The following is a 23,444-nucleotide window of genomic DNA, read 5'->3' on the forward strand; positions in this document are numbered from 1 at the left end:
ATGCCGGCCCCCGCCAGCATATCGCGGCGCCAGTTCTTAACCGGCAGCGCGGGACATGTTGAGCGGAGCCCGTTCGCCGCGCGCCCGCCGGGCGTTACCGCGCAGTCTGTGAGCGCCTGCACGCGCTGCGGAAAGTGCGCGGACGCCTGTCCCGAAAACATTCTTCTTATCGGCAAAAGCGGCGTGGAGCTCGCCCCTCAAGCGGGCGAATGCACCTTTTGCGGCGCCTGTGCGCAGGTTTGCCCCGAACCTGTTTTCCAAAGCTCTTTCGATATGGCGCACGGTGTGCGCATTGGCGAAGGCTGCCTTGCCAAAGCGGGCATAGCCTGCATGACCTGCCGCGATGTCTGCCCCGAAAGCGCGATCCGGATGGAGCCGCGCATGGGCGGGCCCTTTCTGCCGCGCCTCGATGCTGAGGCCTGCACAAGCTGCGGTGCCTGCATCGGTCCATGCCCGGCGGATGCCATCGAGGCCTTCGAAATTTCTGACGAAAAGGAAGAAGTCCATGTCTGACGAGCCCGTGCCCGGCCAGCGCTGGCATGTTTCATCCGCGGTCATCTCCGTTAAGCCGGGGGAGATGAACGGCGTTTTGGACGCGGTGGATGGGCTGGAAGGCGTGGATATTTTCGGCCGGGATGGAAGCCGCATCATTGTGACGATCGAAGGGGCGAGCACCGGCGCGCTGGGCGACCGGCTGACGGAGATCAGCCTCATGCCGGGCGTTCTGGCCGCGAACATGGTGTTCGAGCATGCCGAAGAGGTGGAGGAAACGATATGACAGCCGATCTCAACAGGCGCCAGCTTCTCAAAGCCCATGCTGCCGCGCTCGCCGCCTCCGCCGCGGGCATTCCGCTCGAAGCCATGGCCCAGCCCGTGCCGGGCGGGGTGGAAGCGCTGAAGATCAAATGGTCGAAAGCCCCGTGCCGGTTTTGCGGCACAGGCTGCGGCGTCATGGTCGGGGTTAAGGAAGGCAAGGTCGTTGCCACCCACGGCGACATGCAGCATGAGGTCAACCGGGGCCTTAACTGCGTCAAAGGCTATTTCCTCTCCAAGATCATGTATGGCAAGGACCGCCTGACGACGCCGCTCATGCGCAAGAAGAACGGCGTCTTCGACAAGGATGGCGAGTTCGAGCCTGTCACCTGGGATGAGGCGTTCGACACCATGGCCGCGCGCGTCAAAAAGGTGCTCGCTGAAAAAGGGCCGGAAGGCATCGGCATGTTCGGCTCCGGCCAGTGGACGGTGATGGAAGGCTATGCCGCCTCCAAGCTGATGCGCGCCGGTTTCCGCTCCAACAATCTCGACCCCAATGCCCGGCACTGCATGGCCTCGGCGGCGGCGGCTTTCATGCGCACCTTCGGCATCGACGAGCCTATGGGGGTTTACGACGATTTCGAACATGCCGATGCCTTCGTGCTCTGGGGCTCGAACATGGCCGAAATGCACCCGATCCTCTGGACGCGGCTGGCGGACCGGCGGCTTGGCACACCGGGCACGAAATGCGCGGTGCTTTCCACTTTCACGCACCGCTCGATGGATCTCGCCGACATTCCCATCGTCTTCAAGCCGGGTACGGATCTCGCCATCCTCAATTACATCGCCAATCACATCATCCAGTCCGGCGCGGTGAACGAAGAGTTCGTCAAGAACCACACCACCTTCAAAAAGGGCCAGACCGATATCGGATACGGGCTGCGCGATGAGCATCCCTTGCAGCTTGCCGCGAAAGGCGCGGGTAATGCCGGGCTGATGGAAGACTCAGACTTTGAAAGCTTCAAGGAACATGTCTCCGACTACACGCTCGATTATGTGAGCGAGCTTTCCGGCGTCGAGCCCGGTTTCCTTGAAGAACTGGCCGAGCTTTATGCGGACCCGAACAAAAAAGTCATGTCGCTCTGGACCATGGGCTTCAACCAGCATGTGCGCGGCGTCTGGGCCAATCAGATGGTCTATAATATCCATCTTCTGACGGGGAAGATTTCCGAGCCCGGCAATTCGCCCTTCTCGCTGACGGGCCAGCCTTCGGCCTGCGGCACGGCGCGGGAAGTGGGCACCTTCGCGCACCGCCTGCCTGCCGACATGGTGGTGACGAACCCTGAACATGTGAAACATGCCGAGGAAATCTGGAAATTGCCGCATGGGCTTTTGCCCACCAAGCCCGGTTTCCATGCCGTGCAGCAGGACCGGATGCTGAAAGACGGGGTGCTCAATTTCTATTGGGTGCAGGTGAATAACAATCTGCAGGCCGCTCCCAACTCCGCCAACGAGACCTATCAGGGCTACCGCAACCCGGATAATATGATCGTGGTTTCGGACGCCTATCCGACCGTAACCGCCATGGCCGCCGATATCGTGCTGCCTGCGGCCATGTGGGTGGAGAAGGAAGGCGTTTATGGGAACGCCGAGCGGCGCACCCATGCCTGGCATCAGCTTGTCGATGCGCCGGGCGAGTCACGCTCGGACCTTTGGCAGCTCGCCGAATTTTCCAAACGTTTCACGGTGGAAGAGGTATGGCCGAAAGAAATTCTGGATGCGAACCCGGAGTATAAAGGCAAGACGGTTTTCGACGTGGTTTTCGCCAATGGCAATGTCGATAAATACCCGCTTTCCGAGGTGCGGGAGGATTACGCCAACCAGGAAGCCCATGATTTCGGCTTCTATATCCAGAAAGGCCTTTTCGAGGAATATGCCAGCTTCGGACGCGGCCATGGCCACGACCTTGCCCCTTACGATACCTATCAAAGCGATGAGGTGCGCGGGCTGCGCTGGCCGGTGGTCGATGGCAAGGAAACGCGCTGGCGTTTCCGCGAAGGCTATGACCCTTATGTGAAGAAAGGCAAAGGCGTCGAGTTTTACGGCAAGCCGGATGGGCGCGCCGTGATCCTCGCCGTACCTTACGAGCCGCCGGCGGAGAGCCCGGATGACGAGTACGACATGTGGCTGGTGACGGGGCGGGTGCTCGAGCACTGGCATTCCGGCTCCATGACCATGCGCGTGCCCGAGCTTTATAAAGCCTTCCCCGGCGCCAAGGTCTTCATGAATGCGCTCGATGCGCGCGAGCGCGGCCTCAATCAGGGCATGGAAGTGCGCATCATCTCACGGCGCGGGGAAATCCGCTCGCGCATCGAAACGCGCGGGCGCAACCGGATGCCGCCTGGCGTCATCTTCGTGCCGTGGTTCGATGCGAGCCAGCTCATCAACAAAGTGACGCTGGACGCGACCGACCCGATTTCCAAGCAGACCGACTTCAAGAAATGCGCCGTCAGAATCGAGGCCGTGACATGAGACTGTTTGCACTCACCCTGACCGCCATCTGCCTCGCCGCTAGCGTCGTGGTGGCGCAGAATGTGCCGGAATTGACCGGCCCCGCGAAGGATCCCATGGCCTCGATGCCGGCGGAGGCGCTCGAACAATATGTGGCCGATGATAAGCGCCTCATGCGGGCCTATCCCGAACAGCCACCGATCATTCCCCACTCCATCGAGGGCTATCAGCTCTCGGTGAATGCGAACCGCTGCCTGACTTGTCATAAGCGCGAACATTCGCTGGGCTCCGGCGCGCCGATGATCTCGGTCACCCATTACATGACCCGGGACGGGCAGATGCTCGCCGATGTCTCGCCCCGCCGCTATTTCTGTACCCAGTGCCATGTGCCTCAGGCCGATACCGCCCCGCTGATCGACAATACCTTTACCGATATGTCGGAACTGGGTGCCAAAGGCGCGGGGAGCGAGTGAGATGGACCGGATTTTGTGGCCGTTTATTTGGTTCTGGAAAGTGCTGTGGACGCCTGCCGGAACGCTCGGGCTCGGCTTTCTGACGCTGGGCGGCTTTCTCGGCGGGGTGATTTTCTGGGGCGCCTTCAACACGGCGCTTGAAATTACCAATACCGAAGCGTTCTGCGTCTCCTGTCACGAGATGCGCGAGAATGTTTTTGTCGAGCTTTCCCGCACGGTGCATTTCTCCAACCGCTCGGGCGTGCGTGCCGGCTGCCCCGATTGTCATGTACCGCATAACTGGACGGATAAGATCGCCCGCAAGATGCAGGCATCGAAGGAAGTCTGGGGCAAGATTTTCGGCACCATCGACACGCGGCAGAAATTTCTCGATCACCGCCTCACCATGGCCAAGCGCGAATGGGCGCGGCTGAAGGCGAATGACAGTCTGGAATGCCGCAATTGCCACTCCGCCGTGGCGATGGACCTCTCCCGCCAGTCGCCGCGGGCGGCGGAAATTCATACCGAATATCTGCTCTCCGGCCAGCGCACCTGCATCGACTGCCATAAGGGCATCGCCCACGAGCTGCCCGACATGACGGGTACGGAACCCGGCTGGACGGTGCCGGAGCGCCTGCGCGGCGTCCACCACTCCTTCATGATCGACACGGGCGAGATGCGCAAGCATCTGGCGGAGGCGCAGTAGGGTTCGGTTAAAGCACGGCCTTCTTGTCGGGCCAGTGTGGTGGTAGCGGAATCGTGATCGTGCTTTCGCCCGGTGCGCGCTGCCACAGGATATATCGGCTTTTGGGCGGGCTAATTCTCAAGCATCACCAAAAGGTTTTAATAGTCGAGAAATGTCCGCAACGTCGATATGGGTAATCAAAAAGCGCGCTGCTGCCAGCCAGCCGATTTTTCAACGTTGGCTCCAGGCACTGCGGAAGATTTAAGTGTTTAGGTAATGGATTTATGAGATGGTTTCGTGCGCGGCTGAATGGCCGAACGGACAATTATGTCAATCCCCCCAAAATTATAGGGAAAACGGCATGGGCTATTTTGAAGAAAGGGCGAGAAAAACTCTTCTTGGTACTGAGTTTACAACGGCGCCGGCTTTCCCAGCCAATTCCCTGGTAGAACTAACGAACGGGTGTAATCACGCGTGTGTTTTTTGCAAAAACTCAAACCAAAAGCGCCGTGCTACTAATCTTGATATGGGGATTTACAAGACCTTTATCGAGCAAGCATCACGCCTTGGCTTGAAAGAAGTCGGCTTGTACGCGACCGGCGAGCCGTTCATGACTAAAAACCTGCACGAATATGTCCGAATTGCTAAGTCAAACGGTATTCGCAGAGTTTACATTACGACTAACGGCGCATTGGCAAAAGTTGATGCGGTTAAGAAATGCGTGGACGCTGGACTGGATAGCATAAAGTTTTCGATCAATGCCGCTAATCGTGAAGATTATAAGTATGTTCACGGTTATGATGATTTCCAAACTGTGTTGAAGAATCTGGATGAAATTTACAGTTGGAAAAATGCCGAGAATGTCGACCTGCAGCTTCTGTGCAGCTGTGTGATTATTCCTGCATTTCCCCATACTAAGGAAAAGCACTTTCAAATTTTCGAGAAATACTTCGAGGATATCGCGTATATAGAGGCCGCCTCGCAAGGCGGGCAGTCTTTTGAAATTCCAATGAGCGAGAATGAGCTCAGTAAAATCTTCACGGAAAAAGGAGTTGTCGAAGACGAGGACTTGTCTCCGTGCTCGATGGTTTTCAATCGATATCATCTTACGGCAGAAGGCTATTTGACCGCGTGCTGTGTCGATTATGACTTAAATTTGGTCTTTGCGGATCTGAATGAAGAAAATTTAGAAAGCGCGTGGCTGAATAAGTACATTACCGAATTGAGAGAAAAGCACATTGCGCGCAAGCTCGACGGCACAATCTGCCATCAATGTTTGAAGAACAAGAAACTTCCATTCGAACCTTTGAGGAAGGTTGCCTCGAAGGATTTTAAGAATGAAGATTTTGTCAAACGTCAAGAGAAGCTGCTGGAAAGAATAAGCGAGCAGTCCAAAGCCACCTGACAAAGCAGCTATCTTCATCGCTCCATTAAAAGCGATGTTTGGCAGACGGGCGCAATATAGCTGAATGTTATAGCGCCGGGTTCTTGAGACGGAAGCGCAGAAAGCGCGCGCCCCCGACAACGAGCTCACCGTCCTGCACAAAGCCGCCCCGGCGCACGGCCTTCGTATTGGGCCGGCTCGGCGGCAGCAGGATCGTGATCGAGGCAAGCTGCATGGGCCCGAAGGCTCTTTCCCGCACTTTTTTGAAAATCTTCCAGCCCCAGCCCCAGTAGTCCGGATGCAGCACCAGCGCAAAATCGGCATCGCCGTCTTGCGGCTGCAAGCCGCCCCAGCCGGCAAAGGCACCGTTGATGCAGAAGGCCCAGGGGCCAAAGCCATGCTCGTCCCAGAGCTTTTGTTTTGCGGCAAGAAAGGCCCGGCAATCTTCCGCCGAAAAACCGCCCGCCAGCAGCGGCATTTGTTTGCCGACCAGCGGATTGTTCATCAGCGCAATGATGTCGGCTTCGCCGATATCGCTAAGGGAGAGAAATTCGATTTCGTCCACGGGGAAGGACATCCTTTGAAGAGGGAGTTGCCGGAAGCGGCTAGTCTTCGCCCGCCGCCAGTTCCGCTTCATAGGCTGCGTTGAGCTCACGCGTAACGGAACGGCGGGGAGGGCGCGCGCCTAAATGTAGGGCGCGCAGCTCCTTCATGAAAGCTTTCCACATCGGCGGGCCGCCCTCTTCAAGCAATTGTGCGCGGATGGAAAGTTCGCGTGAAGCAGGCGTGTGCCGCCGCCCCCAAGCGCCCATCTGCGCCAGCAGCGGCACGAGCTCGATGGCAGGCTCGGTGAGGCTGTAAATCGTCTTCTGCTTGTGGGACGGGTCGGGCGCGGCGGAGAGGAGCCCCGCCTCGGTGAGTTTCTTCAGTCGGTCGGCCAGAATGTTGGAGGCGATGCCTTCCTCGGAGCGGTTGAGCAGGTCGCGGTAATGGCGGCGGTTCCCGAACATGATGTCGCGAATGACAATGAGGCTCCAGCGGTCTCCCAATGTCTCCAATGTCAAATTGATCGGACAGCCCGACCGGATCGGTTTTTCCATCTGCGCCCCTTTAAAACTGCTTGCATTATAAGGACGGTTTGTTAGTCTCGCAACTGCTTGCGAAATGCAATCAGTATGACTGGGGCAGGCATGGCCCCGAAACGAGGAGAAGGCTCATGACGCTGACCGTCTATCTTCATCCCCTTTCGTCCTATTCGCAGAAGGCGATAAGCGCTTTCTATGAGAAGGACGTGCCTTTCACCGTGAAGATGCTCGACAATAGCGAGCCGGTGGCAAGCGAGTTCGCGGCACTCTGGCCGGTGAAGAAATTTCCCGTGGCGGTGGATGAGGGCCGCCTGATCTTCGAGGCAACGGGCATTATCGAATATCTGGAAGCGCGCTATCCCGGCGCCGCGCGGCTCATTCCGCAGGACCCGCTCAAGGCGGCGGAGGTGCGCATGTGGGACCGGTTCTTCGACAATTACATTAGTACGCCTCAGCAGCAGATCGTAATGAGCGTGTTGAAAGGCGGCAGCGCCGATAGCGAGGCCTGCGACGCATGGCGGCAGGATCTGGAGACCGCTTATGCCGTTCTTGAAAAGCGCATGGCGGGGCGCGAATGGGCGGCGGGAGAGAGCTTCAGCCTGGCCGACTGCGCCGCCGCGCCCATGCTGCTTTACGCCGATTGGACGCATCCCATCGATCCCGCCTTCAAAGAAGTCTGGGCTTACCGCACGCGGCTGCTTGCCCGGCCGAGCTATGCGCGCGCCCTAGATGAAGCGCGCCCTTACCGTCATCTCTTCCCGCTCGGCGCGCCGGAAGGACGCGACTGAGGGCGATCCCAAGACAGAAAGGAAACGCCATGAGCACGGCCCTCCCCAAAGCCGCCATCGCCAAGGCGGCGTTCGAGGCTTACGCCAACGATGACCGTGCGGCCATCGAACGGCTGATCGCCGAGGATTTCAGCTTTATGAGCCCGCTCGACAACGGCATCGGCAGGGAGACCTATTTCGCCCGCTGCTGGCCCAATCATGAAACCATTGCCGCATTCCATTTCATCCGTGCGGTGGAGGCGGGGGACGAGGTGATCGTCACATATGAAGGTGAAACGCATGAGGGCCGCAGGTTCCGCAATACCGAAGTGCTGACCGTGCGCGATGACGCCATTCATGCCGTTGAGGTCTATTTCGGCTGGTCATTGCCGCATGAGGCAGCGCCGGGTGGCTTTACCGGCTCTTGAGTTCATGCGCCCCTTGACGGGCGCTTTCCGGTTCTTTATATAACCAATAAGTTAAATAACTTATTGGTTATTCAAAATGACGACCGACCGATTGAGCCTCACTTTAGGCGCGCTGGCCGACCCCACACGCCGGGCCATTCTTGCCCGCCTTGCCTCGGGCGAGGCGTCGGTCAGCGAACTCGCCGAGCCTTTCGAGATGAGCCAGCCCGCCGTCTCCAAACATCTCAAAGTGCTGGAAAAGGCAGGGCTCATCACGCGCGGGCGCAAGGCGCAGTACCGGCCCTGCAAGCTCGACCCCGGCCCTTTGAAAGACGTCGCCGCCTGGCTCGAACATTACCGGCAGTTCTGGGATGAGAGCCTTGGCCGGCTCGAGGCTTATTTGCTCGCATCGGAAAAGGAAAAGAAATGATGGCCGGATCACCTCTGATGACGGGCTTGCTCGCAGCCGGGCTCGTGCTGCTTGTGGCGGCGGGCGCGGTGGCGGGCTATGCGGCGACGCGGCCCGACACGTTCCGCATCGAGCGGAGCATCCGCATCGCTGCGCCGCCGGAAAAAATCTTCGCGCTGATCGGCGATTTCAAAAATTGGGAAGCCTGGTCTCCTTGGGAAAAGAAAGACCCGGATATGAAACGCCTTTATAGCGGCCCGCCGCGCGGCAAGGGCGCGAGCTATGAATGGGAAGGGGACCGGCGCATCGGCCATGGCCGGATGGAAATTGCAGAAACTGTGCCTGCTAGGAAACTGGAAATCGACCTGGAATTTTTCTCGCCCATGGAAGCGCGGAACAAAGCCGAGTTCCGGCTTACGCCGGAAGGCGAGGCAACGCATGTCACATGGGCGATGTATGGGACGCAGACCTATGCCGGAAAACTCATCTCGGTCTTCATGAGCATGGAGAAGATGGTGGGGCCGGATTTCGAGGCGGGATTGAGCGCGCTGAAAGCCGTTGCCGAGAATTAAGGCGCCCGCGAAAAACGCATTTAACTGGGAGATGAGTATGTCACTGAACACCTATCTGTTTTTCGACGGCAATTGCCGCGAAGCATTCGACTTTTACAAAGACTGTCTAAAGGCGGAAATCACCTTCTCCCTGACATTCGGCGATACGCCGGATGGCGGCCCCGCGGGCGAAGAAGGCGCAGGCGATATCAGCCAGAAGATCGCGCATATCTGCCTTGAAAAAGACGGCTTTCAGTTGATGGCTTCCGACGAGCCAGGGACTTATGAGCGCCCGCAGGGGTTCCGGGTCTGTTTCAACGGCAAAACCCCTGAAGAGGCGAAGCAGGTTTTCGAAGCGCTTTCCAAAGGCGGAGAAGTGACGATGCCGATCGGCGAGACGTTCTTCTCGCCTGCCTTCGGCATGCTGCGCGATAAGTTCGGCATTCCCTGGATCGTGAATACGCAAACGCCCGAATAATTTCTCCAATACCCCGAAAAGAGGAGGTGGTCCCTCATGTCCGGGAAGATACAGAAAATCACGCCCTGTCTCTGGTTCGACAAAGAAGCGGAGGAGGCGGCGAAACATTACGTTTCGATCTTCGCCAATTCCCGCATCGGCGCTGTCGCCCGCTACACCGGGGAAGGAAAAGACATCCACGGCAAAGAAGAAGGCACGGTAATGACCGTCGAGTTTGAGCTGGACGGGCAGCATTTTACCGCGCTGAATGGCGGCCCGCAGTTTCCTTTCACCGAGGCAATCTCGCTGCAGGTTGGCTGCGCCGATCAGGAAGAAGTGGATTACTACTGGGCGCATCTGTCGGAAGGCGGGGAGGAAGGCCCTTGCGGCTGGCTGAAAGACAGATACGGTCTTTCCTGGCAGATCGTGCCGGATGTGTTGCCGCAATTGCTGAGCGGTGATCCGGAGGGCGCGGCGCGCGTCACGCAGGCTTTCATGAAAATGAAGAAATTCGATATCGCGGCTCTCAGGCAAGCCTATGCAGGGCATTAGGCAAGAGGATGACAATGAAACGGATATTGGTTGGATGCGTACTGGTGACCTTCGCCTCGCTCATGGTGTTCACCGGCGCGGCGCGCTCGGCAAGCGCCGAAGAACAGGCGGCGATCCCGGCCGGCACCTATGAACTTGATAAGTCCCATGCGAGCCTCATCTTCCGGGTCAGTCATTTGGGCTTTTCGATGTACACGGCGCGCTTCACGAAATTCGATGCGGAGCTGTTCTTCGATCCGGAAAATCCTGAAGCCGCGCGTGTAACGGCAAAGGTCGATCCCACCTCGCTTGAAACGGATTTTCCGGTGGAGGAAATGGATCATGATTTCAATGCCCAGCTTCTCGGGCCCGACTGGCTGGATGCGGCGCAGTTTCCGGAAATCTCTTTCGTCTCGAAAGAGATTGAGCCGACGGGCGGAAACAGCGCCAAGATCATCGGTGACTTTACGCTGCACGGCGTGACGAAGCAGCTGACCCTCGATGCCACTTATAATGGCGGCTATGAGCGTCATGAATATGATCCGGACAATTCCCGCATCGGTTTTTCGGCAACGGGAAGTCTCAAACGCTCCGAGTATGGCATTGCCTATGGCATCCCCGCGCCGGGGTCCGATTTCGGTGTGGGTGATGAAGTGGACATCATTCTGGAAGTCGAATTTTCCCGCCCCCGGGACGGCACAGCGGACTAGCGCCGCTTTGCCCCCTGCGCCATAGTAAAGCGGCAATCAGGGGAGAGGCGGATGAGACGGTGGGTGAAAGCGGCGGCGGCCTTGGCGCTTGCGGCAAGTTTCAGCGCAGAACTTTCGGCGGAGCCGATCCCAAGGCTCGACGGAACCTGGGTGGTGGACAGCTATGCGTTTCGCCCGATCTCGGCCATGGATGCGGAAGGCGCGGATGCCTATCTTGGCCGCACACAATATTTCGAGAAAGGTTTTGCCGAGGGGCCGTTTTTCAACTGCGATTTCGAAGGTCTCAGTCTTTCTTACAAAGTCCGCGATGTGGCCGGGTTCATGCAAGACCCGGATAACATCCCTTACGCCGAAGCCGGGCTTTCCGGCGGGCAGTTTCTCGAGCATGACATTGCCTGCGAGAAGAACGGCGACCGTCTGACGATGCTCACCAGTGAAAATGCGATGGAAGCCTTCATCGGCTTTGACGGCGTGATCTTTCACTTGAATTACGCCGAAGAGTAATCCGGTGTGCCGCTGCTTTATACTTATGTTTGAGGCGGCGTATAACCTCTGCAAATGGCAGTATTTTTGCCCAGAATACAGTCATTCGTTTAATCGACTTTAACCTTACCCGGGTTACACATCCTCACGATTTTTTGGGGATGAAGAATCATGACAAGAAAAATAATGAAAGTCCTGGCCTTCGGGCTGGGCATGGTTGCCTTTGCCGGTGGCACGGCAGGGGCGGATGAACTGGGCCTGCGCGGCCCTGCGCTTCCGGCGAATGCCGATGAAGCGATGCTCGACGATGGGGCCGCCAAAACGCGGCTCGAAATTTTCGAGCGCATGACCGACTTCCAGGAATATGTGCAAGGCAAGCCGCTTGAGCTGCTACGTGCCCGCCAGGCCGGGGCGCTGCCCAATGTCGGCATCAAGTTCGGCGCGGGCTTCACCGGGACGGTCGTTTATGAGCGCACGAATACGGACGGCAAATTCCCGATCCTCTCCCGCCTGCCGGGCCAGCATACCGGCAACTCGGACACGCAGTGGATCGTGAACGATGCCGCTTGGGGCGCGGCGGTGTCGGCGGGGGACTGGCTGACCGGTTATGCGCAGCTTGAATATATCGACACCCGCTATCCGGGCGAGGAAGACATTCAGCTTCGCAAAGCCTTCGGCGTTGTCGGCAATCTCGACCGCTTTCCGCTCTATGCCTATTTCGGCCGTAACACGATCGATTTCGGCGATATGTCGACCTACAACCCTTTCACGCACAACATGAACACGCACTTCTTCTGGGCTTTGTCGAAAGATCCGGTCCTCGGCGTCGGCGCGGTTTATGATGGCTGGCATGTGGTCGGCACGATCATTCCGGAAGGGCGCCACCAGCGCACCGCCGATACCGAAGGCAGCGACTTTTTCGGCAATTATGCACTCAATGCCACGAAGGTCGTGGACCTCGGCAATGGCGTGCGGCTGAAAGGCGGCCTCGGCTATCTGCACCGTACGATTTACAACACCGTCACCCCGCACCACACGGGCGGCATGGTCGCCGGCCAGCCGCGCACGGATAACGCGGCGGTGGACGCCAACCTGACCCTCGGCTGGGGCCCCTTCGATGTAATGGCCGAATACACGACCACGCTCGAGGATTGGCCGGCCACGGGCGAGAAGGTGGAAGCGCTCACCGTGCAGGGCCGTTACAAGGATTCCATCCTTTCCTATCCGACCGAATATTCAGCTGTGTATAGCCGCGGTGATTTCGGTCCGAACGGCTCGGAATTCGAATTCATGGAACAGATGGCGCTCGGGCTTGAAACCCATATCGACGAGAACTTCTCGATCGGTCTGGAATATGTCCGCAATCACGGCTTCGCGCCGCTTGTGAACATCCAGGTTACCTCCGACCAGTCGGTGAAGACCGATACGTTCATTGCCGGTATCCACGTCTATTTCTAAAACGGAAACGGCGGACAGCAGCAAAGGCCGGGCGCAAGCGTCCGGCCTTTTCGTTTTGGGGGCAGATGATCTATTTCCTCTCATTCGCGAAATAGGTACTCTGTCCCTGCTTGGCGTGCGCAAGCGATGAGAAGGAATTCAAGATGCGGCGTATTTCGGGGCTTCGGGCGGCAACACTCATTTTAGCCGGTATGGCGATGACAGGCGCAATGACAGGGGCGGGCACGCCGGCGCTGGCCGATGGCAATGCCGACAATCTGGCCTGTTTCGAGCAGTTCAAGCCGGGGGGCGATGAGCGCCTCGCCATCTATTATTGCAGCCGGGCGATCCAGTCCGGCGATCTGGCGCCGGCGGACAAGGTAACGGCGCTTCTCAACCGCGGTGTGGCGCATAAGAAGACCGGCAACCTGCAAATGGCGATTGTCGATTATACTGCCGCGCTGGGTATCGCCCCGGACGATGCGCTGGTTCTGGCGAACCGGGCGAATGCCTACCGCGAATCGGGCAAGCTCACCGAAGCGCTGGCCGACATCAACCGGGCGCTGGAGCTTCAGCCGGAGCGCGCCGCCTCTTATTATGTGCGCGGCTCGATCTATGAAGCCCAGGGCAAAGAGGCCGAAGCGCGCGCCGACTTCCTGAAAGCCTATGAGCTCAATCCGGAAAGCAGCGAATATAAAGACAAGGCCTGGGACGCGGGCGCCCAGCAATAGAGCGGCCTATCTTAAGAGCGGCCAATCGAAAGCAACGACGAAGGATCAGTAGATGCGGAAATTGGATGTTGTCGGCACCGTCATGGAGGCCTATCGCGGCGCCTATTCGCATTTCCTCGATCTGGTGAAACTCGTCTGGCTTCCCGTCGTGATCTATATCGTCGCCAATATCGCCCAGCAGGAGTTTCTGCAGCGCCGTCTTGAGGAATTGCAGCAGCAGGAACAAGGCTCCTTGATCAACGTCACGGAGGCTTTTTCTCTGCCGATCGTTCTCCTCATGCTGGTCGGGCTTTTCACTTGGCCGATGATCGCGGTGGCCTGGCACCGTTTCGTGCTTTTGGGCGACCGGGGTTCGGGCGCCGTCAATTTCCATTTCGGCCGGCGGGAAGCGGTTTTCCTGCTCGCCTCGATCTTTCTCGTATTGCTGGCGCTGCCCGCGTTCCTCGTCGCCATGGTCAGCGGGGCACTTGCCGATCCGGTGAGCGGCGATACCGCGCTTTCTTTCGGCCTTGCCATTCTCGCTCTGGTTTTGGCCATTGCCGCCGTTTATTACTCGGTACGTCTCACGCTGCTTTTGCCGGCGGTGGCGATCGGCGAGCCGCTCAATGCCCGCGCCATATTGGATATTACGAAGGGCAATTTCTGGCGGCTGCTCGGCATGATCATTCTGAACATGCTTTTCATCATGGTCATCGCCATTGCGCTGAACGTTGTCGGCGCGCTCGTCTCGTTCATCCCGGGCGGTATCGTCGTGGCGATCGGTTTGCAGGCGCTGGGGATGACCGTCTTCCAGATCACCTCCGTCGCCATTCTCTCCATCGCCTACCGCGATCTGTCGGGCATGAACGAAGGGGCGGGCATGAGCGGCGCGGGCGACATCTACGACCGCTAAGGGGCGGGGCGGTCCCGGAAATATGCGCAAAACTGGCGTAAAATAGCCATTTTTAGCGTATTTGCATTTGCCGGCCCGGCGGGCTAGGCTCCGCCCACCAGACGAGATAGAGACAGGGTGTGTCACCGGGCGCGCCGCACGATCATCCGAAATCGCAGCGCAATTTTAACGGCTATGCTTTGTGAGCCGTGCCTTGCCTTGCAGGGGTGTTTTCGGCGCCTATCTGTTGGGGTAACGGCAACCGGAGCAGCTTTCGAAATGGCAGGTACCTTATCAGGGCCGGCCCGAGAAGGAGTGAGTGTCATGTCCGTCCACGCCAAGGTTAAACGCATCACCGTTCCGGAAATCCGTGCCCGCAAGAACGGTCAGCCGATCGTCTCGCTCACCGCTTATCACGCCCATACCGCCCGCTATATCGACCCTTATGTCGATCTCATTCTCGTGGGCGACAGCCTGGGCATGGTGATGTACGGCATGGAAACCACCCTTGGCGTCACGCTCGACATGATGATCGCCCATGGCACCGCTGTGGTGCGCGGTACGGAGCGCGCGCTTGTCGTCGTCGATATGCCCTTCGGCACCTATGAAGAATCGCCGCAGGTCGCTTTCCGCAACGCGGTCCGCGTGATCAAGGAAACCGGCTGCACCGCCGTGAAGGTGGAAGGCGGCGCGCGCACCGCCGAGACGATCCGCTATCTCGTGGACCGTGGCATTCCCGTCATGGCGCATATCGGCCTCACCCCGCAATCGACGCAGGTCATGGGCGGCTTCAAGACGCAAGGGCGCACCAAGGACGAATGGGGCGCCATCGAGGAAGATGCGAAAGCCATTGCCGAAGCCGGTGCCTTTGCCGTGGTCGTGGAAGGGGTGGCAGAGCCGCTCGCCGCGCGCCTGACCGAGCTGATCGATATTCCGACCGTGGGCATCGGCGCTTCTTCTGCCTGTGACGGGCAAATCCTGGTGCTTGAGGACATGCTGGGCCTCTCGCCCCGCCCGCCGAAATTCGTCAAGGAATATGCGACCATGGGCGCGGCCATTGCCGGCGCCGCCGAGGCTTATGCCGAGGAAGTGCGCAGCAGGGCCTTTCCGGCTCCCGAGCATACCTATAAGATGAAGAAGGTGGATGGCGAGGTCTGATTTTTCCCGGTTTTAAGGGAAAAATCGCCTCCGCGAAGTTTGCCAACGCCTTGAAAGCTCTGTACCTTACGGCACAAATGCGCGGCGCCCGCCGCGCCGACGAATGGCCTGTGCCGGAGACACCCGTTGAGCGATATTTTCCGTGAAGTAGAAGAAGATCTGCGCCGCGAAGAGCTGCGCAAGATTTGGGACAAATACGGCATTTATGTCGTCGGTCTGGCTCTGGGCATCGTGCTTCTCACCGCTGCGGTGGTGGGCTGGCGCGCCTATAGCCTGTCCGAGGCTGAAGAGGCGTCATTGGCCTATGAAGCGGCGCTGGCCGAGGCCGAGGAAACCCCGGAGGCGGCTGCCGAGAAACTGGCGGCACTGGCCGAGGAAAGCCCGGCTGGCTATGCCGCTCTTGCGCAGCTCCGCCGCGCGGCGGCGCTGGCCGAAGAAGGCGACCGCCAGGGGGCGATTTCCGTCTATGAGCAGCTTGCCTCCAATAGCGCAGCCGGTGAGATCATTCAGGAGCTTGCCCAGATCAAAGCGGCGAGCCTTTTGATCGGCAATGCCAGCCATGACGATATCCGTCTGCGCCTCGTGGGGCTAACGGGGGAAGGCAAGCCCTGGCGCAATCTGGCGCGGGAACTTCTGGGCCTCAGCGCTTATAAGGCGGGTGAATATGCCGAGGCCCGCTCGCTCTTTCAGGAAATTACGCGGGACAATACGGCAACGCCGGGGCTGCGCGACCGCGCGCATGTCATGATCGCGCTGATCAGCCCGAAAATTGCCGCCGAAGCGCTGGAAAGCAGCCCGCCTGCTGACGAGCCCGTTGCCGATGAAGCGCCTGCGGAAGAAGCATCTGGCGAAGCGGCACCAGCCGAGGAAGCTGCGCCGGAACCTGCTGCCGGCGAGAGCGAGTAATCATCCGCGCATGAGCGACGAGCTTCAAATATGCGCAGCGCCAGGAATGGCGATAACGGAAATTGGCGAGAAGAATGGGAAGCCGCGAATGACGTCTCGATGGGGTGCCTGGGTGACGGTCGCTATGCTGGGTTTCGGCCTGGCCGGGTGTGAAACGGTAGGAGACCTGTTCTCCGCTGGCGGCAATGAGGAAAAACTGCCGGGCGAGCGTATTTCGATCATGACGCTCGAGCAGTCGCTGGAAGCCGACCCGCGTATCGCCGATCTGCGCGTCGTGTTGCCCAAGCCTTATGAAAACGAAAACTGGGCGCAACCCGGCGGCTTTGCCGACAATGTGCTGCATCACCTGGAAGCGGGCCCGCTCAATATGGCCTGGAAGCGGGATGCAGGTGAAGGCTCCGGCGGGTCCGCCCGCCTTGCAAGCGCGCCCATCGTCGCGGGTGGCCGGGCCTATATTCTCGATGCGGATGCGGATCTGCGCGCCTTCGATGCGCAGAGCGGCGAGCAGCTCTGGCGCACCGACTTGACCCCGGACAATGAAAGCGATGAAGAAGGCCGCGGCGGCGGCGTCGCTTTTGAAGACGGCAAGGTCTTCGCCACCACCGGTTTCGGCCAGGTCGTGGCGCTTGATGCCGCCACCGGCGCGGAGCTTTGGCGCCAGGGGGTGGGCGTGCCCTACCGCGCGGCGCCGACGGTAAATGGCGGGCGCGTCTTCACCATCACCTCCGACAACCAGACCGTGGTGCTGGCGGCGGCGAATGGTGAGGTGCTGTGGCGCCATCAGGGCATTACCGAGGCTGCTGGCATTCTGGCGGCAACCAGCGCGGCAGTGTCCGGCTCCATTGTCATCGTGCCTTATTCCTCCGGCGAGCTTTTCGCGCTGCGCGTGGAAAACGGCAACGTGCTCTGGAGCGACTCGCTGACGCGTACGGGTTCGCTCAGCTCGCTGACGGAACTCAACGATATTGCCGGGCGTCCGGTGATCGACCGGGGCCGTGTCTATGCCGTCTCCCATTCCGGGCGCATGGTCGCCATCGACATCCGCACCGGCGAGCGCGTCTGGACACGCAACATTTCCGGCGTGCAGACACCGTGGGTCGCGGGCGATTTCATCTATCTCGTCACGACGGAAGCCGAGCTGCTGTGCCTCTCGCGCCGTGACGGGCGCGTGCGCTGGATTTCGCAGCTTGCCCGCTTCCGCAACGAAGAAGCCCGGCGCGATCCCATCCAGTGGAGCGGGCCCATTCTGGCGGGGGACCGGCTGGTGCTGGGTTCCTCGCGCGGGCTCCTCATGTCGGTTTCGCCTTATGACGGGGAAAAACTGGGCTCGTTCGAAATCGACGAACCGGTCTATATTGCGCCCATCGTGGCCAAGGGCACGCTTTACGTGCTGACCGATGACGGTGACCTCGCCGCCTTCCGTTAAAGGCGGCGGGCCGTCCGGCGCCCCTTTGGCCGGGATTTGATTTCCGGGACTTGTTTTAGAGAGAAGGTTCACCCCTTGTCGTTCAAGCTTGCTATTGTCGGGCGCCCCAATGTGGGCAAATCGACCCTGTTCAACCGTCTGGTCGGGCGCAAGCTCGCGCTTGTGGACGACACGCCGGGCGTTACCCGCGACCGGCGCGAGGGGGAAGGCAAGCTCGGCGATCTGGAATTCACCGTGGTCGACACCGCCGGGCTGGAAGAAGCCAAGGGCGATGCGCTGGAAGCGCGCATGCGCCAGCAAACCGACCTTGCCATTGCCGAGGCCGATCTTTGCCTGCTGCTCATCGATGCGCGCGCCGGGGTCACGCCGCTCGACCGGCATTTCGCGCAGCTTCTGCGCCGTTCCGATGCGCCGGTCGTGCTGGCCGCCAATAAATGCGAAGGCAATGCCGCCCATGACGGGCTGGTAGAAGCCTATGAGCTTGGCCTTGGCGAGCCCATCGCTCTTTCCGCCGAGCACGGGCAGGGGCTGGGCGAGCTTTACGATATTCTGCAGCCGCTTGTACAAGCCGTGCAGGAAGGGGAAATCGCCGACACCATTACCGAGGAAGCCGAGCTTGACGACGAAGAAGGCTTCGACCCGGAAACCCCTTTCGAGCCAGACCTTGAAGCCCCGCTGCGCATTGCCGTGGTGGGCCGGCCCAATGTCGGTAAATCCACGCTGATCAATCAGCTGCTCGGGGAAGACCGGATGCTGACGGGCCCGGAAGCCGGGATCACCCGCGATGCCATCGGCGTCGAATGGCAGTGGCGCGGGCGCAAAGTGAAGCTCTTCGACACCGCCGGCATGCGCAAGCGGGCGCGGGTGACGGAGAAACTCGAAAAGCTCTCCGTCGCCGACACATTGCGCGCCATCCGCTTTGCCGAAGTCGTGGTGCTGATGATCGACGCCACTATCCCCTTCGAAAAGCAGGACCTGCATATTGCCGATTTGGTGGAGCAGGAAGGGCGCGGCCTTGTCGTTGCCGTCAATAAGTGGGACCTGATCGAGGACGGGCAGGCGGTCATGGCGGATCTGACGGAAAAGCTCGGCCGTCTTCTGCCGCAGATCCGCGGTGTGCCGATCATCACGTTCTCGGCGCTGGCGGGCAAAGGCACCGACAAGCTGATGCCGCGGATCGAAGAAGTGCACACGGTCTGGAACAGCCGCGTTTCCACCGGCAAGCTTAACCGCTGGCTGGAAGGGGCGGTGGGCCGCCATCCGCCGCCGGCGGCGAGCGGGCGGCGCGTTTCGCTGAAATATATTACCCAGGTCAAATCGCGCCCGCCGACCTTCGCGATTTTCTCCAGCCGAGCCGAAGAAGTGCCGCCTTCCTATAAGCGCTATCTCATCAACAGCATGCGCGAAACCTTCGGCCTGCCCGGCGTGCCGATCCGCATCTTTATGCGCAAAACAAAGAACCCTTACGCAAGCCGCGCCAGAAAGCGCTAGCTCCACATCAACCAGAGCCCAGCGCAGCCCAGTACCCCGGTCCAAAGAAGATCGACCAAGCGGCGGCGGCTTTCCGGAAATTCCGCCATGCCCTTGCAATAGGCAGCGGCGAGCAGGCCCGTCACGCTAAGCATCGCCGTCATATGCACGAGCACCGCGCCCCCTGCAACGGCAAGCGAGCCTGCCGCGCCAAGCTCCGCTGCGGCACTGTTTGACAGACAAAGCGGCATCAGCGCGGGCACCAGCATCAAACCTGCTCCATGGGCCGATGCCATGAAAAAAGACCAGAGCCCCAGCCCGGCAAAGCCTGCGCCGAGCGAGGCAGGCATAAGATGGCGCGTGCCCGAAAAAAAGCAGTAAAGCCCCCAGCAAAGCAGCAATCCGCCCGCAAGTTTCCGCAGCAGATTTTCATCGAGAAAAAAGCCCGCCGTGACGGCGAGCATGGCGACAAGCGCGATGGAGAGCGCATGACCGATCGCAATGGGAATGAGCGCAAAGAGCGCGGCCTCAAGGCTTTTCTGCCGCTCGCCGATACTCCCCGCAAAAAGCCAGCCCATGGCCGGGTTGAGCCCGTGATAAAGCCCAAGCCCGGCAAGAGCGAGCCATGGTGCAAGGTCCGGCATGGTGTAGGTGTTGATCCTTCAGATGACCGGTATCCATATTTCGATACGGCCTGTCCCCGTGGCGGCATCGAAATCGGGTCCGTATTTTTCAAAGAAAAGCCCATGCTCCCCGGCAAAGGTCAGGCCGGAATGCAGCAGCCAGTTTTCCCAGATGGCATGGATTGTCTGGTGGAGATCGGCGGCGCTGCCTTGATGCTCGAAGACGGCGTATTTCCCCCCAGGAAGGGTGACCTCCTCCCAGCCGGGAAAGGGGAGTCTGCTTCCGGTAGCGATCTCGACACCGCACAGATAATGCATGCCTTCACCCTTCAAGCCGCAGCAAATGCCATAGTGCGCAGCGCCCTTTTTGCCGGGCACATCGCCATGGGCGCCAAGTTCGCCCCATTGGGCCGGGATGCCGCTCATATCGCCGCCCCGATAGTGCCGGTCGATACCGGCAATGCGGCTTGCCGCCCTTTCTTCAATGCGCGGCGCGGGAATAGACGCACGGTTTACTTCTGCCATTTCTTTCTACTCCTCGAATTGACGGAAGAGATGAGCGGGCTTTGCCCCGCTCATCTCGTGACGTGCTAGCGGGTATTGATGAGCTGCATCGTTTCCGGGTCGAAAGGGGAGGAGTAATGCTCGTGAGAAATCTTCCAGCCGTCAGCCGTCTTGCGGCAGCAAACGGTGGCGCGCATCCAACCTGTCTGCGTCTCGCCCTTTTCATCCGTGCCGCCGCAAAGCGACAGGTAGTGGACAAAAGCCAGCTCGCCGTTCTGTTCGATTTCAAGATCATGCAGATCCATGACCATGTCGCTGCCCGGCATCATCTCCATGCACATTTTCCAGTGTGCGCGGTAAGCCTCCAAACCTTTGAACTCGAGCTTGGAGATGGCATCGAACGCACGGATGTCGGGCGTATAGCAGGCGGCCACGGCATCAAGGTCTGCGGTCTTTGCCGCCCGCACCCATTCGTCGATGAGCGCGCGGATGGTATCTTCTTCCGTTAATTTCAAAGCAGCATCGGCCATTGTCTTTCCTCCAGGAAATACTGAAAAGGACCGGCATCCTCTTGAGGGGGAAGAGGATACCGGCATCGAGGCCGGGCCGCCGGGTCGGGCGGCCCGGTTGCTAGGCGCTTTTACGGGCAGGGGCGTCTTCGTACTCGTCGTGCCGGCGCATCCAATCCATGATCTCGGTCTCGTTCCGCCCCTTGGGTGCGAAATCGAGCAGCATATAAGCGCCGATCACCTCTTCATTACCGCGCGCATAGGAGGAATAGGTGTGGAAGACATCGCCGTTTTCATCCCGGTAAAAGGCGCTGAAACCGGGTGCTTCCTCGCCGGGATTTTCGCTCGTGGGCGCGAAATTATATGTTGCCCGGCCTGCCTCCACGTCTTCCTTGCGGAAGGAGACATGAAAGTCGTAATTGAAATCGCTGCCGTTCGAAGATGCCCAGTCGAATTGCCAGCCCATGCGCTTTTTATAGGCTTCGATTTCAGCCAGCGGCGCGCGGGAGACGGCCATCAGTGTGACATCGTGATGTTTGATGTGCTGATTGGCGCTGTCGAGATGATCGGCAAGGAACGAGCAGCCGCTGCAACCTGCGTCCCAGCCCGGTGCGAGCATGAAGTGATAGATGATGAGCTGGCTGTTCTTGCCGAACAGCTCGGCCAGTGTTTTCTTGCCTGCGGGTGTCTCGAAAACATATGTCTTGTCGACCTTCACCCAGGGCAGGGCGCGGCGTTCTTCGGCGATTTCATCGCGCAGGCGCGAGAGCTGCTTTTCGCGTTCGAGCAAAGCCTTTCGGGCTTTCAGCCATTCGGCCGGTGTACCTGTTGCATGGTGTGCCATCATAGTTCTCCCTTTTTGCGGGGTAAAAATCAGGCGAAGAGAGCTTCCAGCTTGTCCAGAGAGCCCGTCCAGCCGTGGATGTGGCCGTCGCGAGAGGTTTCATCGAAGAGTTGTTCGTGATGCAGGGTGAGGATCGTTTGTTCCCCATCCGGCTTCAGCGTGACGGTGACCTGGCTTTCCCGTTCGGGCGTCGTTACCCAGGCCCAGGAGAAAACGAGCTTGGCGTTCTCCACGATTTCTTTGTAAACGCCGGAGACTTCGTGCCAGTCGCCGGTATTTTCCAGCATCTTCACGCGGAAGCGTCCGCCGATGCGCACATCCGCGTCGACTTCCTTCGTTTCAACATTTTCCGGACCGAACCACATCATCATTTGTTGCGGTTCCGTCCAGGCGGCGAAGATTTTTTCCGGCGAGGCTTTGATGCGTCTTTTGAGCGTGAGGCTCGGTTTGGCGTGTTGCTGGGTGGACATGGGGCAGCGTTCTCCACAAAAGCGGTGAGGCGGTCCAGTCCGTCGGACCAGAAGCGCGCATAACGGGTGAGCCAGTCCATGGCATCCTCCATGGGGCCCGCTTGAAGTTCACAGGAGACGATCCGGCCGGACTTGTTGCGGCTGACCAGCCCCGCCTCGGTGAGCACATTGAGATGCTTCATCACGGCGGGAAGAGACATGTCGAACGGCCGGGCAAGATCGCTGACCGAGAGGGGCGTATCCGCTTCCTCCAGCCGGGCAAGCAGCGCGCGCCGGGTCGGATCGGCGAGCGCGGCGAAAGTGCGGTCCAATGCGGCATCGTCATACTTAACCATGAGGTTAAGTGTTGTGGCGAAGCGGCAGAATGTCAAGTGCCCGTGCGATTGCGGGATGCAACATTCAGCCAAGATGTTGAAAGGGATAGAGAATTTTCTCAGGAAGTTGCCTGGACCCCGGCTCTGAGGCCGGGGTGACGGCGTCATGTGTGGCAAAGCGATTGCCATTTACCGCGCCTGTCACCCCGGGCTTGACCCGAGGTCCATGCGGCAATCAACAAAGCAGAGAAAACTATCGCCGCTCGAAGGCCACGATCTCGCCGGTCTTTTTATAATCGGGCGAGGCAAGTTCGAGAAAGAGCGGGGCAAGTTCCGCCGGGCGGGGCAGGGTGGAGGGGTCTTCGCCCGGCATGGCTTTCGCGCGCATGGCGGTTGCCACGGGGCCGGGGCTGACGAGATTGATCCGCATCGCGGTCTTCTCGTTCTCATGGGCCCAGGTTTTGACAAGCGCGTTGAGCGCGGCTTTGGTCGCCGAATAGATGCCCCAGAACGGACGGCATTTATCGGCAGCGCCGGAGGTCACGAAAATCGCCCGGCCCGCATCGGAGCGGCGCAGCAAGGGATCGAGCGAGCGGATCAGTCGGTAATTCGCCGTTACATTGATGGTGAGTACCTGCTCCCATTCTTTCGGCTCGATATGGCCTACCGGCGTGAGCACGCCCAGAAGCCCCGCATTGCCGACCAGAATGTCGAGCTTGCCCCAGCGCTCATAGATCATGCCGCCCAGCCGGTCGATGGCGTCGAGGTCTTTCAGGTCGAGCGGCACGAGCGTCGCCTTGCCGCCGATCTTCTGAATCTCGTCATCCACTTCCTCGAGGGCGCCAACGGTGCGGGCGACGAGAATGACATGCGCGCCTTCCGCTGCCATGGCCAGCGCCACGGCCCGGCCAATGCCGCGCGAGGCGCCCGTAATCAAGGCAAGCCTGTTTTCCAGTCGGCCGGTCATGGCAACTCTCTAAAAGGGGCGGAAGGGGC

30 protein-coding genes are annotated in these 23,444 nt (G+C 59.6%); 21 read left to right on the forward strand and 9 right to left on the reverse strand.

What is annotated here, in order from left to right:
• The 6 genes from ACOQOT_RS05915 to ACOQOT_RS05940 all read left to right on the forward strand — a co-directional run bounded on the left by ACOQOT_RS05915 (position 1) and on the right by ACOQOT_RS05940 (position 5,806).
• Entirely contained in the window at positions 1-513 is a 513-nt protein-coding gene (locus ACOQOT_RS05915; RefSeq protein ID WP_420561424.1) for a ferredoxin-type protein NapF, read from the forward strand.
• Positions 506-778 carry a chaperone NapD gene (locus ACOQOT_RS05920; protein ID WP_420561425.1) on the forward strand — a complete coding sequence of 91 codons (273 nt, stop codon included), beginning with the start codon at positions 506-508 and terminating at the stop codon, positions 776-778. The genes ACOQOT_RS05915 and ACOQOT_RS05920 overlap by 8 nt, the downstream gene beginning before the upstream one ends.
• Positions 775-3,285: a periplasmic nitrate reductase subunit alpha gene (gene napA, locus ACOQOT_RS05925; RefSeq protein WP_420561426.1), complete on the forward strand. Its 2,511-nt coding sequence runs from the start codon at positions 775-777 to the stop codon at positions 3,283-3,285. Before ACOQOT_RS05920 ends, napA begins: the two co-directional genes overlap by 4 nt.
• A complete protein-coding gene (locus ACOQOT_RS05930) occupies positions 3,282-3,737 on the forward strand; it encodes a nitrate reductase cytochrome c-type subunit (RefSeq protein ID WP_420561427.1) in 456 nt (151 codons plus the stop codon). The genes napA and ACOQOT_RS05930 overlap by 4 nt, the downstream gene beginning before the upstream one ends.
• 1 nt (position 3,738) lies before the next feature.
• Positions 3,739-4,422 (forward strand): NapC/NirT family cytochrome c, encoded by a 684-nt coding sequence (locus ACOQOT_RS05935; protein ID WP_420561428.1) that lies wholly within the window; start codon positions 3,739-3,741, stop codon positions 4,420-4,422.
• 340 nt (positions 4,423-4,762) lie between these two features.
• A complete protein-coding gene (locus ACOQOT_RS05940) occupies positions 4,763-5,806 on the forward strand; it encodes a radical SAM/SPASM domain-containing protein (protein WP_420561429.1) in 1,044 nt (347 codons plus the stop codon).
• Positions 5,807-5,873: 67 nt separating this feature from the next.
• Here ACOQOT_RS05940 and ACOQOT_RS05945 read toward each other — a convergent pair whose 3' ends face one another.
• Both ACOQOT_RS05945 and ACOQOT_RS05950 read right to left on the reverse strand, forming a co-directional pair.
• On the reverse strand, positions 5,874-6,350 hold the full coding sequence (locus tag ACOQOT_RS05945) for a GNAT family N-acetyltransferase (protein ID WP_420561430.1): 477 nt from the start codon (positions 6,348-6,350) through the stop codon (positions 5,874-5,876).
• A gap of 40 nt (positions 6,351-6,390) precedes the next feature.
• Complete coding sequence (locus tag ACOQOT_RS05950; protein WP_420561431.1) at positions 6,391-6,885, reverse strand: winged helix-turn-helix transcriptional regulator; 495 nt, start codon at positions 6,883-6,885, stop codon at positions 6,391-6,393.
• 116 nt (positions 6,886-7,001) lie between these two features.
• Here ACOQOT_RS05950 and ACOQOT_RS05955 point away from each other — a divergent pair, with 116 nt between their 5' ends.
• From ACOQOT_RS05955 to der, 15 genes are all read left to right on the forward strand, one after another.
• Positions 7,002-7,658, forward strand: a complete 657-nt coding sequence (locus ACOQOT_RS05955; RefSeq protein WP_420561432.1) for a glutathione S-transferase family protein — start codon at positions 7,002-7,004, stop codon at positions 7,656-7,658.
• Positions 7,659-7,687: 29 nt separating this feature from the next.
• Positions 7,688-8,065, forward strand: coding sequence for a nuclear transport factor 2 family protein (locus tag ACOQOT_RS05960; RefSeq protein WP_420561433.1), 378 nt, complete (start codon positions 7,688-7,690; stop codon positions 8,063-8,065).
• 76 nt (positions 8,066-8,141) lie between these two features.
• Positions 8,142-8,474: an ArsR/SmtB family transcription factor gene (locus ACOQOT_RS05965; RefSeq protein WP_420561434.1), complete on the forward strand. Its 333-nt coding sequence runs from the start codon at positions 8,142-8,144 to the stop codon at positions 8,472-8,474.
• The gene (locus ACOQOT_RS05970) at positions 8,474-9,025 is read left to right on the forward strand and encodes an SRPBCC family protein (protein WP_420561435.1); all 552 of its coding nucleotides are present in this window, start codon (positions 8,474-8,476) and stop codon (positions 9,023-9,025) included. The genes ACOQOT_RS05965 and ACOQOT_RS05970 overlap by 1 nt, the downstream gene beginning before the upstream one ends.
• Positions 9,026-9,062: 37 nt before the next feature.
• The gene (locus ACOQOT_RS05975; RefSeq protein ID WP_420561436.1) at positions 9,063-9,482 is read left to right on the forward strand and encodes a VOC family protein; all 420 of its coding nucleotides are present in this window, start codon (positions 9,063-9,065) and stop codon (positions 9,480-9,482) included.
• Between the two features lie 36 nt (positions 9,483-9,518).
• Positions 9,519-10,013 (forward strand): VOC family protein, encoded by a 495-nt coding sequence (locus ACOQOT_RS05980; RefSeq protein ID WP_420561437.1) that lies wholly within the window; start codon positions 9,519-9,521, stop codon positions 10,011-10,013.
• 14 nt (positions 10,014-10,027) lie between these two features.
• Positions 10,028-10,702: a YceI family protein gene (locus ACOQOT_RS05985; RefSeq protein WP_420561438.1), complete on the forward strand. Its 675-nt coding sequence runs from the start codon at positions 10,028-10,030 to the stop codon at positions 10,700-10,702.
• Between the two features lie 51 nt (positions 10,703-10,753).
• Positions 10,754-11,206 (forward strand): hypothetical protein, encoded by a 453-nt coding sequence (locus ACOQOT_RS05990; protein WP_420561439.1) that lies wholly within the window; start codon positions 10,754-10,756, stop codon positions 11,204-11,206.
• 150 nt (positions 11,207-11,356) lie between these two features.
• Entirely contained in the window at positions 11,357-12,643 is a 1,287-nt protein-coding gene (locus tag ACOQOT_RS05995; RefSeq protein WP_420561440.1) for a hypothetical protein, read from the forward strand.
• 143 nt (positions 12,644-12,786) lie between these two features.
• Positions 12,787-13,353 (forward strand): tetratricopeptide repeat protein, encoded by a 567-nt coding sequence (locus ACOQOT_RS06000; RefSeq protein ID WP_420561441.1) that lies wholly within the window; start codon positions 12,787-12,789, stop codon positions 13,351-13,353.
• Positions 13,354-13,405: 52 nt separating this feature from the next.
• On the forward strand, positions 13,406-14,245 hold the full coding sequence (locus ACOQOT_RS06005; protein ID WP_420561442.1) for a hypothetical protein: 840 nt from the start codon (positions 13,406-13,408) through the stop codon (positions 14,243-14,245).
• Positions 14,246-14,548: 303 nt separating this feature from the next.
• Complete coding sequence (panB, locus tag ACOQOT_RS06010; protein ID WP_420561443.1) at positions 14,549-15,382, forward strand: 3-methyl-2-oxobutanoate hydroxymethyltransferase; 834 nt, start codon at positions 14,549-14,551, stop codon at positions 15,380-15,382.
• A 126-nt stretch (positions 15,383-15,508) separates the two neighbouring features.
• Positions 15,509-16,288, forward strand: coding sequence for a tetratricopeptide repeat protein (locus ACOQOT_RS06015; protein ID WP_420561444.1), 780 nt, complete (start codon positions 15,509-15,511; stop codon positions 16,286-16,288).
• Between the two features lie 88 nt (positions 16,289-16,376).
• Complete coding sequence (locus ACOQOT_RS06020; protein ID WP_420561445.1) at positions 16,377-17,714, forward strand: PQQ-binding-like beta-propeller repeat protein; 1,338 nt, start codon at positions 16,377-16,379, stop codon at positions 17,712-17,714.
• A gap of 75 nt (positions 17,715-17,789) precedes the next feature.
• On the forward strand, positions 17,790-19,205 hold the full coding sequence (gene der / locus ACOQOT_RS06025) for a ribosome biogenesis GTPase Der (RefSeq protein ID WP_420561446.1): 1,416 nt from the start codon (positions 17,790-17,792) through the stop codon (positions 19,203-19,205).
• Here the strand turns inward: der and ACOQOT_RS06030 are convergent.
• The 7 genes from ACOQOT_RS06030 to ACOQOT_RS06060 all read right to left on the reverse strand — a co-directional run bounded on the left by ACOQOT_RS06030 (position 19,202) and on the right by ACOQOT_RS06060 (position 23,415).
• Positions 19,202-19,828, reverse strand: a complete 627-nt coding sequence (locus ACOQOT_RS06030; RefSeq protein WP_420561447.1) for a hypothetical protein — start codon at positions 19,826-19,828, stop codon at positions 19,202-19,204. The two genes, der and ACOQOT_RS06030, sit on opposite strands and share 4 nt — an antisense overlap.
• Before the next feature lie 18 nt (positions 19,829-19,846).
• On the reverse strand, positions 19,847-20,332 hold the full coding sequence (locus ACOQOT_RS06035) for a GyrI-like domain-containing protein (RefSeq protein WP_420561448.1): 486 nt from the start codon (positions 20,330-20,332) through the stop codon (positions 19,847-19,849).
• Between the two features lie 65 nt (positions 20,333-20,397).
• On the reverse strand, positions 20,398-20,841 hold the full coding sequence (locus ACOQOT_RS06040; RefSeq protein WP_420561449.1) for a YybH family protein: 444 nt from the start codon (positions 20,839-20,841) through the stop codon (positions 20,398-20,400).
• A 100-nt stretch (positions 20,842-20,941) separates the two neighbouring features.
• Positions 20,942-21,664 (reverse strand): DUF899 domain-containing protein, encoded by a 723-nt coding sequence (locus tag ACOQOT_RS06045; RefSeq protein ID WP_420561914.1) that lies wholly within the window; start codon positions 21,662-21,664, stop codon positions 20,942-20,944.
• 29 nt (positions 21,665-21,693) lie between these two features.
• Complete coding sequence (locus tag ACOQOT_RS06050; protein WP_420561450.1) at positions 21,694-22,134, reverse strand: SRPBCC family protein; 441 nt, start codon at positions 22,132-22,134, stop codon at positions 21,694-21,696.
• A complete protein-coding gene (locus ACOQOT_RS06055) occupies positions 22,032-22,637 on the reverse strand; it encodes an ArsR/SmtB family transcription factor (RefSeq protein ID WP_420561451.1) in 606 nt (201 codons plus the stop codon). Before ACOQOT_RS06055 ends, ACOQOT_RS06050 begins: the two co-directional genes overlap by 103 nt.
• A 64-nt stretch (positions 22,638-22,701) precedes the next feature.
• Positions 22,702-23,415 carry an SDR family NAD(P)-dependent oxidoreductase gene (locus ACOQOT_RS06060; RefSeq protein WP_420561452.1) on the reverse strand — a complete coding sequence of 238 codons (714 nt, stop codon included), beginning with the start codon at positions 23,413-23,415 and terminating at the stop codon, positions 22,702-22,704.
• Positions 23,416-23,444: the final 29 nt, after the last annotated feature.

The organism is Tepidicaulis sp., from assembly GCF_965222285.1.
Taxonomy (GTDB): domain Bacteria; phylum Pseudomonadota; class Alphaproteobacteria; order Parvibaculales; family Parvibaculaceae; genus Tepidicaulis.

Bases quoted from the DNA above. Each gene is read 5' to 3' on its own strand.
- ACOQOT_RS05915 (WP_420561424.1), top strand. From the start codon at position 1: ATGCCGGCCCCCGCCAGCATATCGCGGCGCCAGTTCTTAACCGGCAGC.
- ACOQOT_RS05920 (WP_420561425.1), top strand. From the start codon at position 506: ATGTCTGACGAGCCCGTGCCCGGCCAGCGCTGGCATGTTTCATCCGCG.
- napA (WP_420561426.1), top strand. From the start codon at position 775: ATGACAGCCGATCTCAACAGGCGCCAGCTTCTCAAAGCCCATGCTGCC.
- ACOQOT_RS05930 (WP_420561427.1), top strand. From the start codon at position 3,282: ATGAGACTGTTTGCACTCACCCTGACCGCCATCTGCCTCGCCGCTAGC.
- ACOQOT_RS05935 (WP_420561428.1), top strand. From the start codon at position 3,739: ATGGACCGGATTTTGTGGCCGTTTATTTGGTTCTGGAAAGTGCTGTGG.
- ACOQOT_RS05940 (WP_420561429.1), top strand. From the start codon at position 4,763: ATGGGCTATTTTGAAGAAAGGGCGAGAAAAACTCTTCTTGGTACTGAG.
- ACOQOT_RS05950 (WP_420561431.1), bottom strand. From the start codon at position 6,885: ATGGAAAAACCGATCCGGTCGGGCTGTCCGATCAATTTGACATTGGAG.
- ACOQOT_RS05955 (WP_420561432.1), top strand. From the start codon at position 7,002: ATGACGCTGACCGTCTATCTTCATCCCCTTTCGTCCTATTCGCAGAAG.
- ACOQOT_RS05960 (WP_420561433.1), top strand. From the start codon at position 7,688: ATGAGCACGGCCCTCCCCAAAGCCGCCATCGCCAAGGCGGCGTTCGAG.
- ACOQOT_RS05965 (WP_420561434.1), top strand. From the start codon at position 8,142: ATGACGACCGACCGATTGAGCCTCACTTTAGGCGCGCTGGCCGACCCC.
- ACOQOT_RS05970 (WP_420561435.1), top strand. From the start codon at position 8,474: ATGGCCGGATCACCTCTGATGACGGGCTTGCTCGCAGCCGGGCTCGTG.
- ACOQOT_RS05975 (WP_420561436.1), top strand. From the start codon at position 9,063: ATGTCACTGAACACCTATCTGTTTTTCGACGGCAATTGCCGCGAAGCA.
- ACOQOT_RS05980 (WP_420561437.1), top strand. From the start codon at position 9,519: ATGTCCGGGAAGATACAGAAAATCACGCCCTGTCTCTGGTTCGACAAA.
- ACOQOT_RS05985 (WP_420561438.1), top strand. From the start codon at position 10,028: ATGAAACGGATATTGGTTGGATGCGTACTGGTGACCTTCGCCTCGCTC.
- ACOQOT_RS05990 (WP_420561439.1), top strand. From the start codon at position 10,754: ATGAGACGGTGGGTGAAAGCGGCGGCGGCCTTGGCGCTTGCGGCAAGT.
- ACOQOT_RS05995 (WP_420561440.1), top strand. From the start codon at position 11,357: ATGACAAGAAAAATAATGAAAGTCCTGGCCTTCGGGCTGGGCATGGTT.
- ACOQOT_RS06000 (WP_420561441.1), top strand. From the start codon at position 12,787: ATGCGGCGTATTTCGGGGCTTCGGGCGGCAACACTCATTTTAGCCGGT.
- ACOQOT_RS06005 (WP_420561442.1), top strand. From the start codon at position 13,406: ATGCGGAAATTGGATGTTGTCGGCACCGTCATGGAGGCCTATCGCGGC.
- panB (WP_420561443.1), top strand. From the start codon at position 14,549: ATGTCCGTCCACGCCAAGGTTAAACGCATCACCGTTCCGGAAATCCGT.
- ACOQOT_RS06020 (WP_420561445.1), top strand. From the start codon at position 16,377: ATGACGTCTCGATGGGGTGCCTGGGTGACGGTCGCTATGCTGGGTTTC.
- ACOQOT_RS06030 (WP_420561447.1), bottom strand. From the start codon at position 19,828: ATGCCGGACCTTGCACCATGGCTCGCTCTTGCCGGGCTTGGGCTTTAT.
- ACOQOT_RS06035 (WP_420561448.1), bottom strand. From the start codon at position 20,332: ATGGCAGAAGTAAACCGTGCGTCTATTCCCGCGCCGCGCATTGAAGAA.
- ACOQOT_RS06040 (WP_420561449.1), bottom strand. From the start codon at position 20,841: ATGGCCGATGCTGCTTTGAAATTAACGGAAGAAGATACCATCCGCGCG.
- ACOQOT_RS06045 (WP_420561914.1), bottom strand. From the start codon at position 21,664: ATGGCACACCATGCAACAGGTACACCGGCCGAATGGCTGAAAGCCCGA.
- ACOQOT_RS06050 (WP_420561450.1), bottom strand. From the start codon at position 22,134: ATGTCCACCCAGCAACACGCCAAACCGAGCCTCACGCTCAAAAGACGC.
- ACOQOT_RS06055 (WP_420561451.1), bottom strand. From the start codon at position 22,637: ATGGCAATCGCTTTGCCACACATGACGCCGTCACCCCGGCCTCAGAGC.
- ACOQOT_RS06060 (WP_420561452.1), bottom strand. From the start codon at position 23,415: ATGACCGGCCGACTGGAAAACAGGCTTGCCTTGATTACGGGCGCCTCG.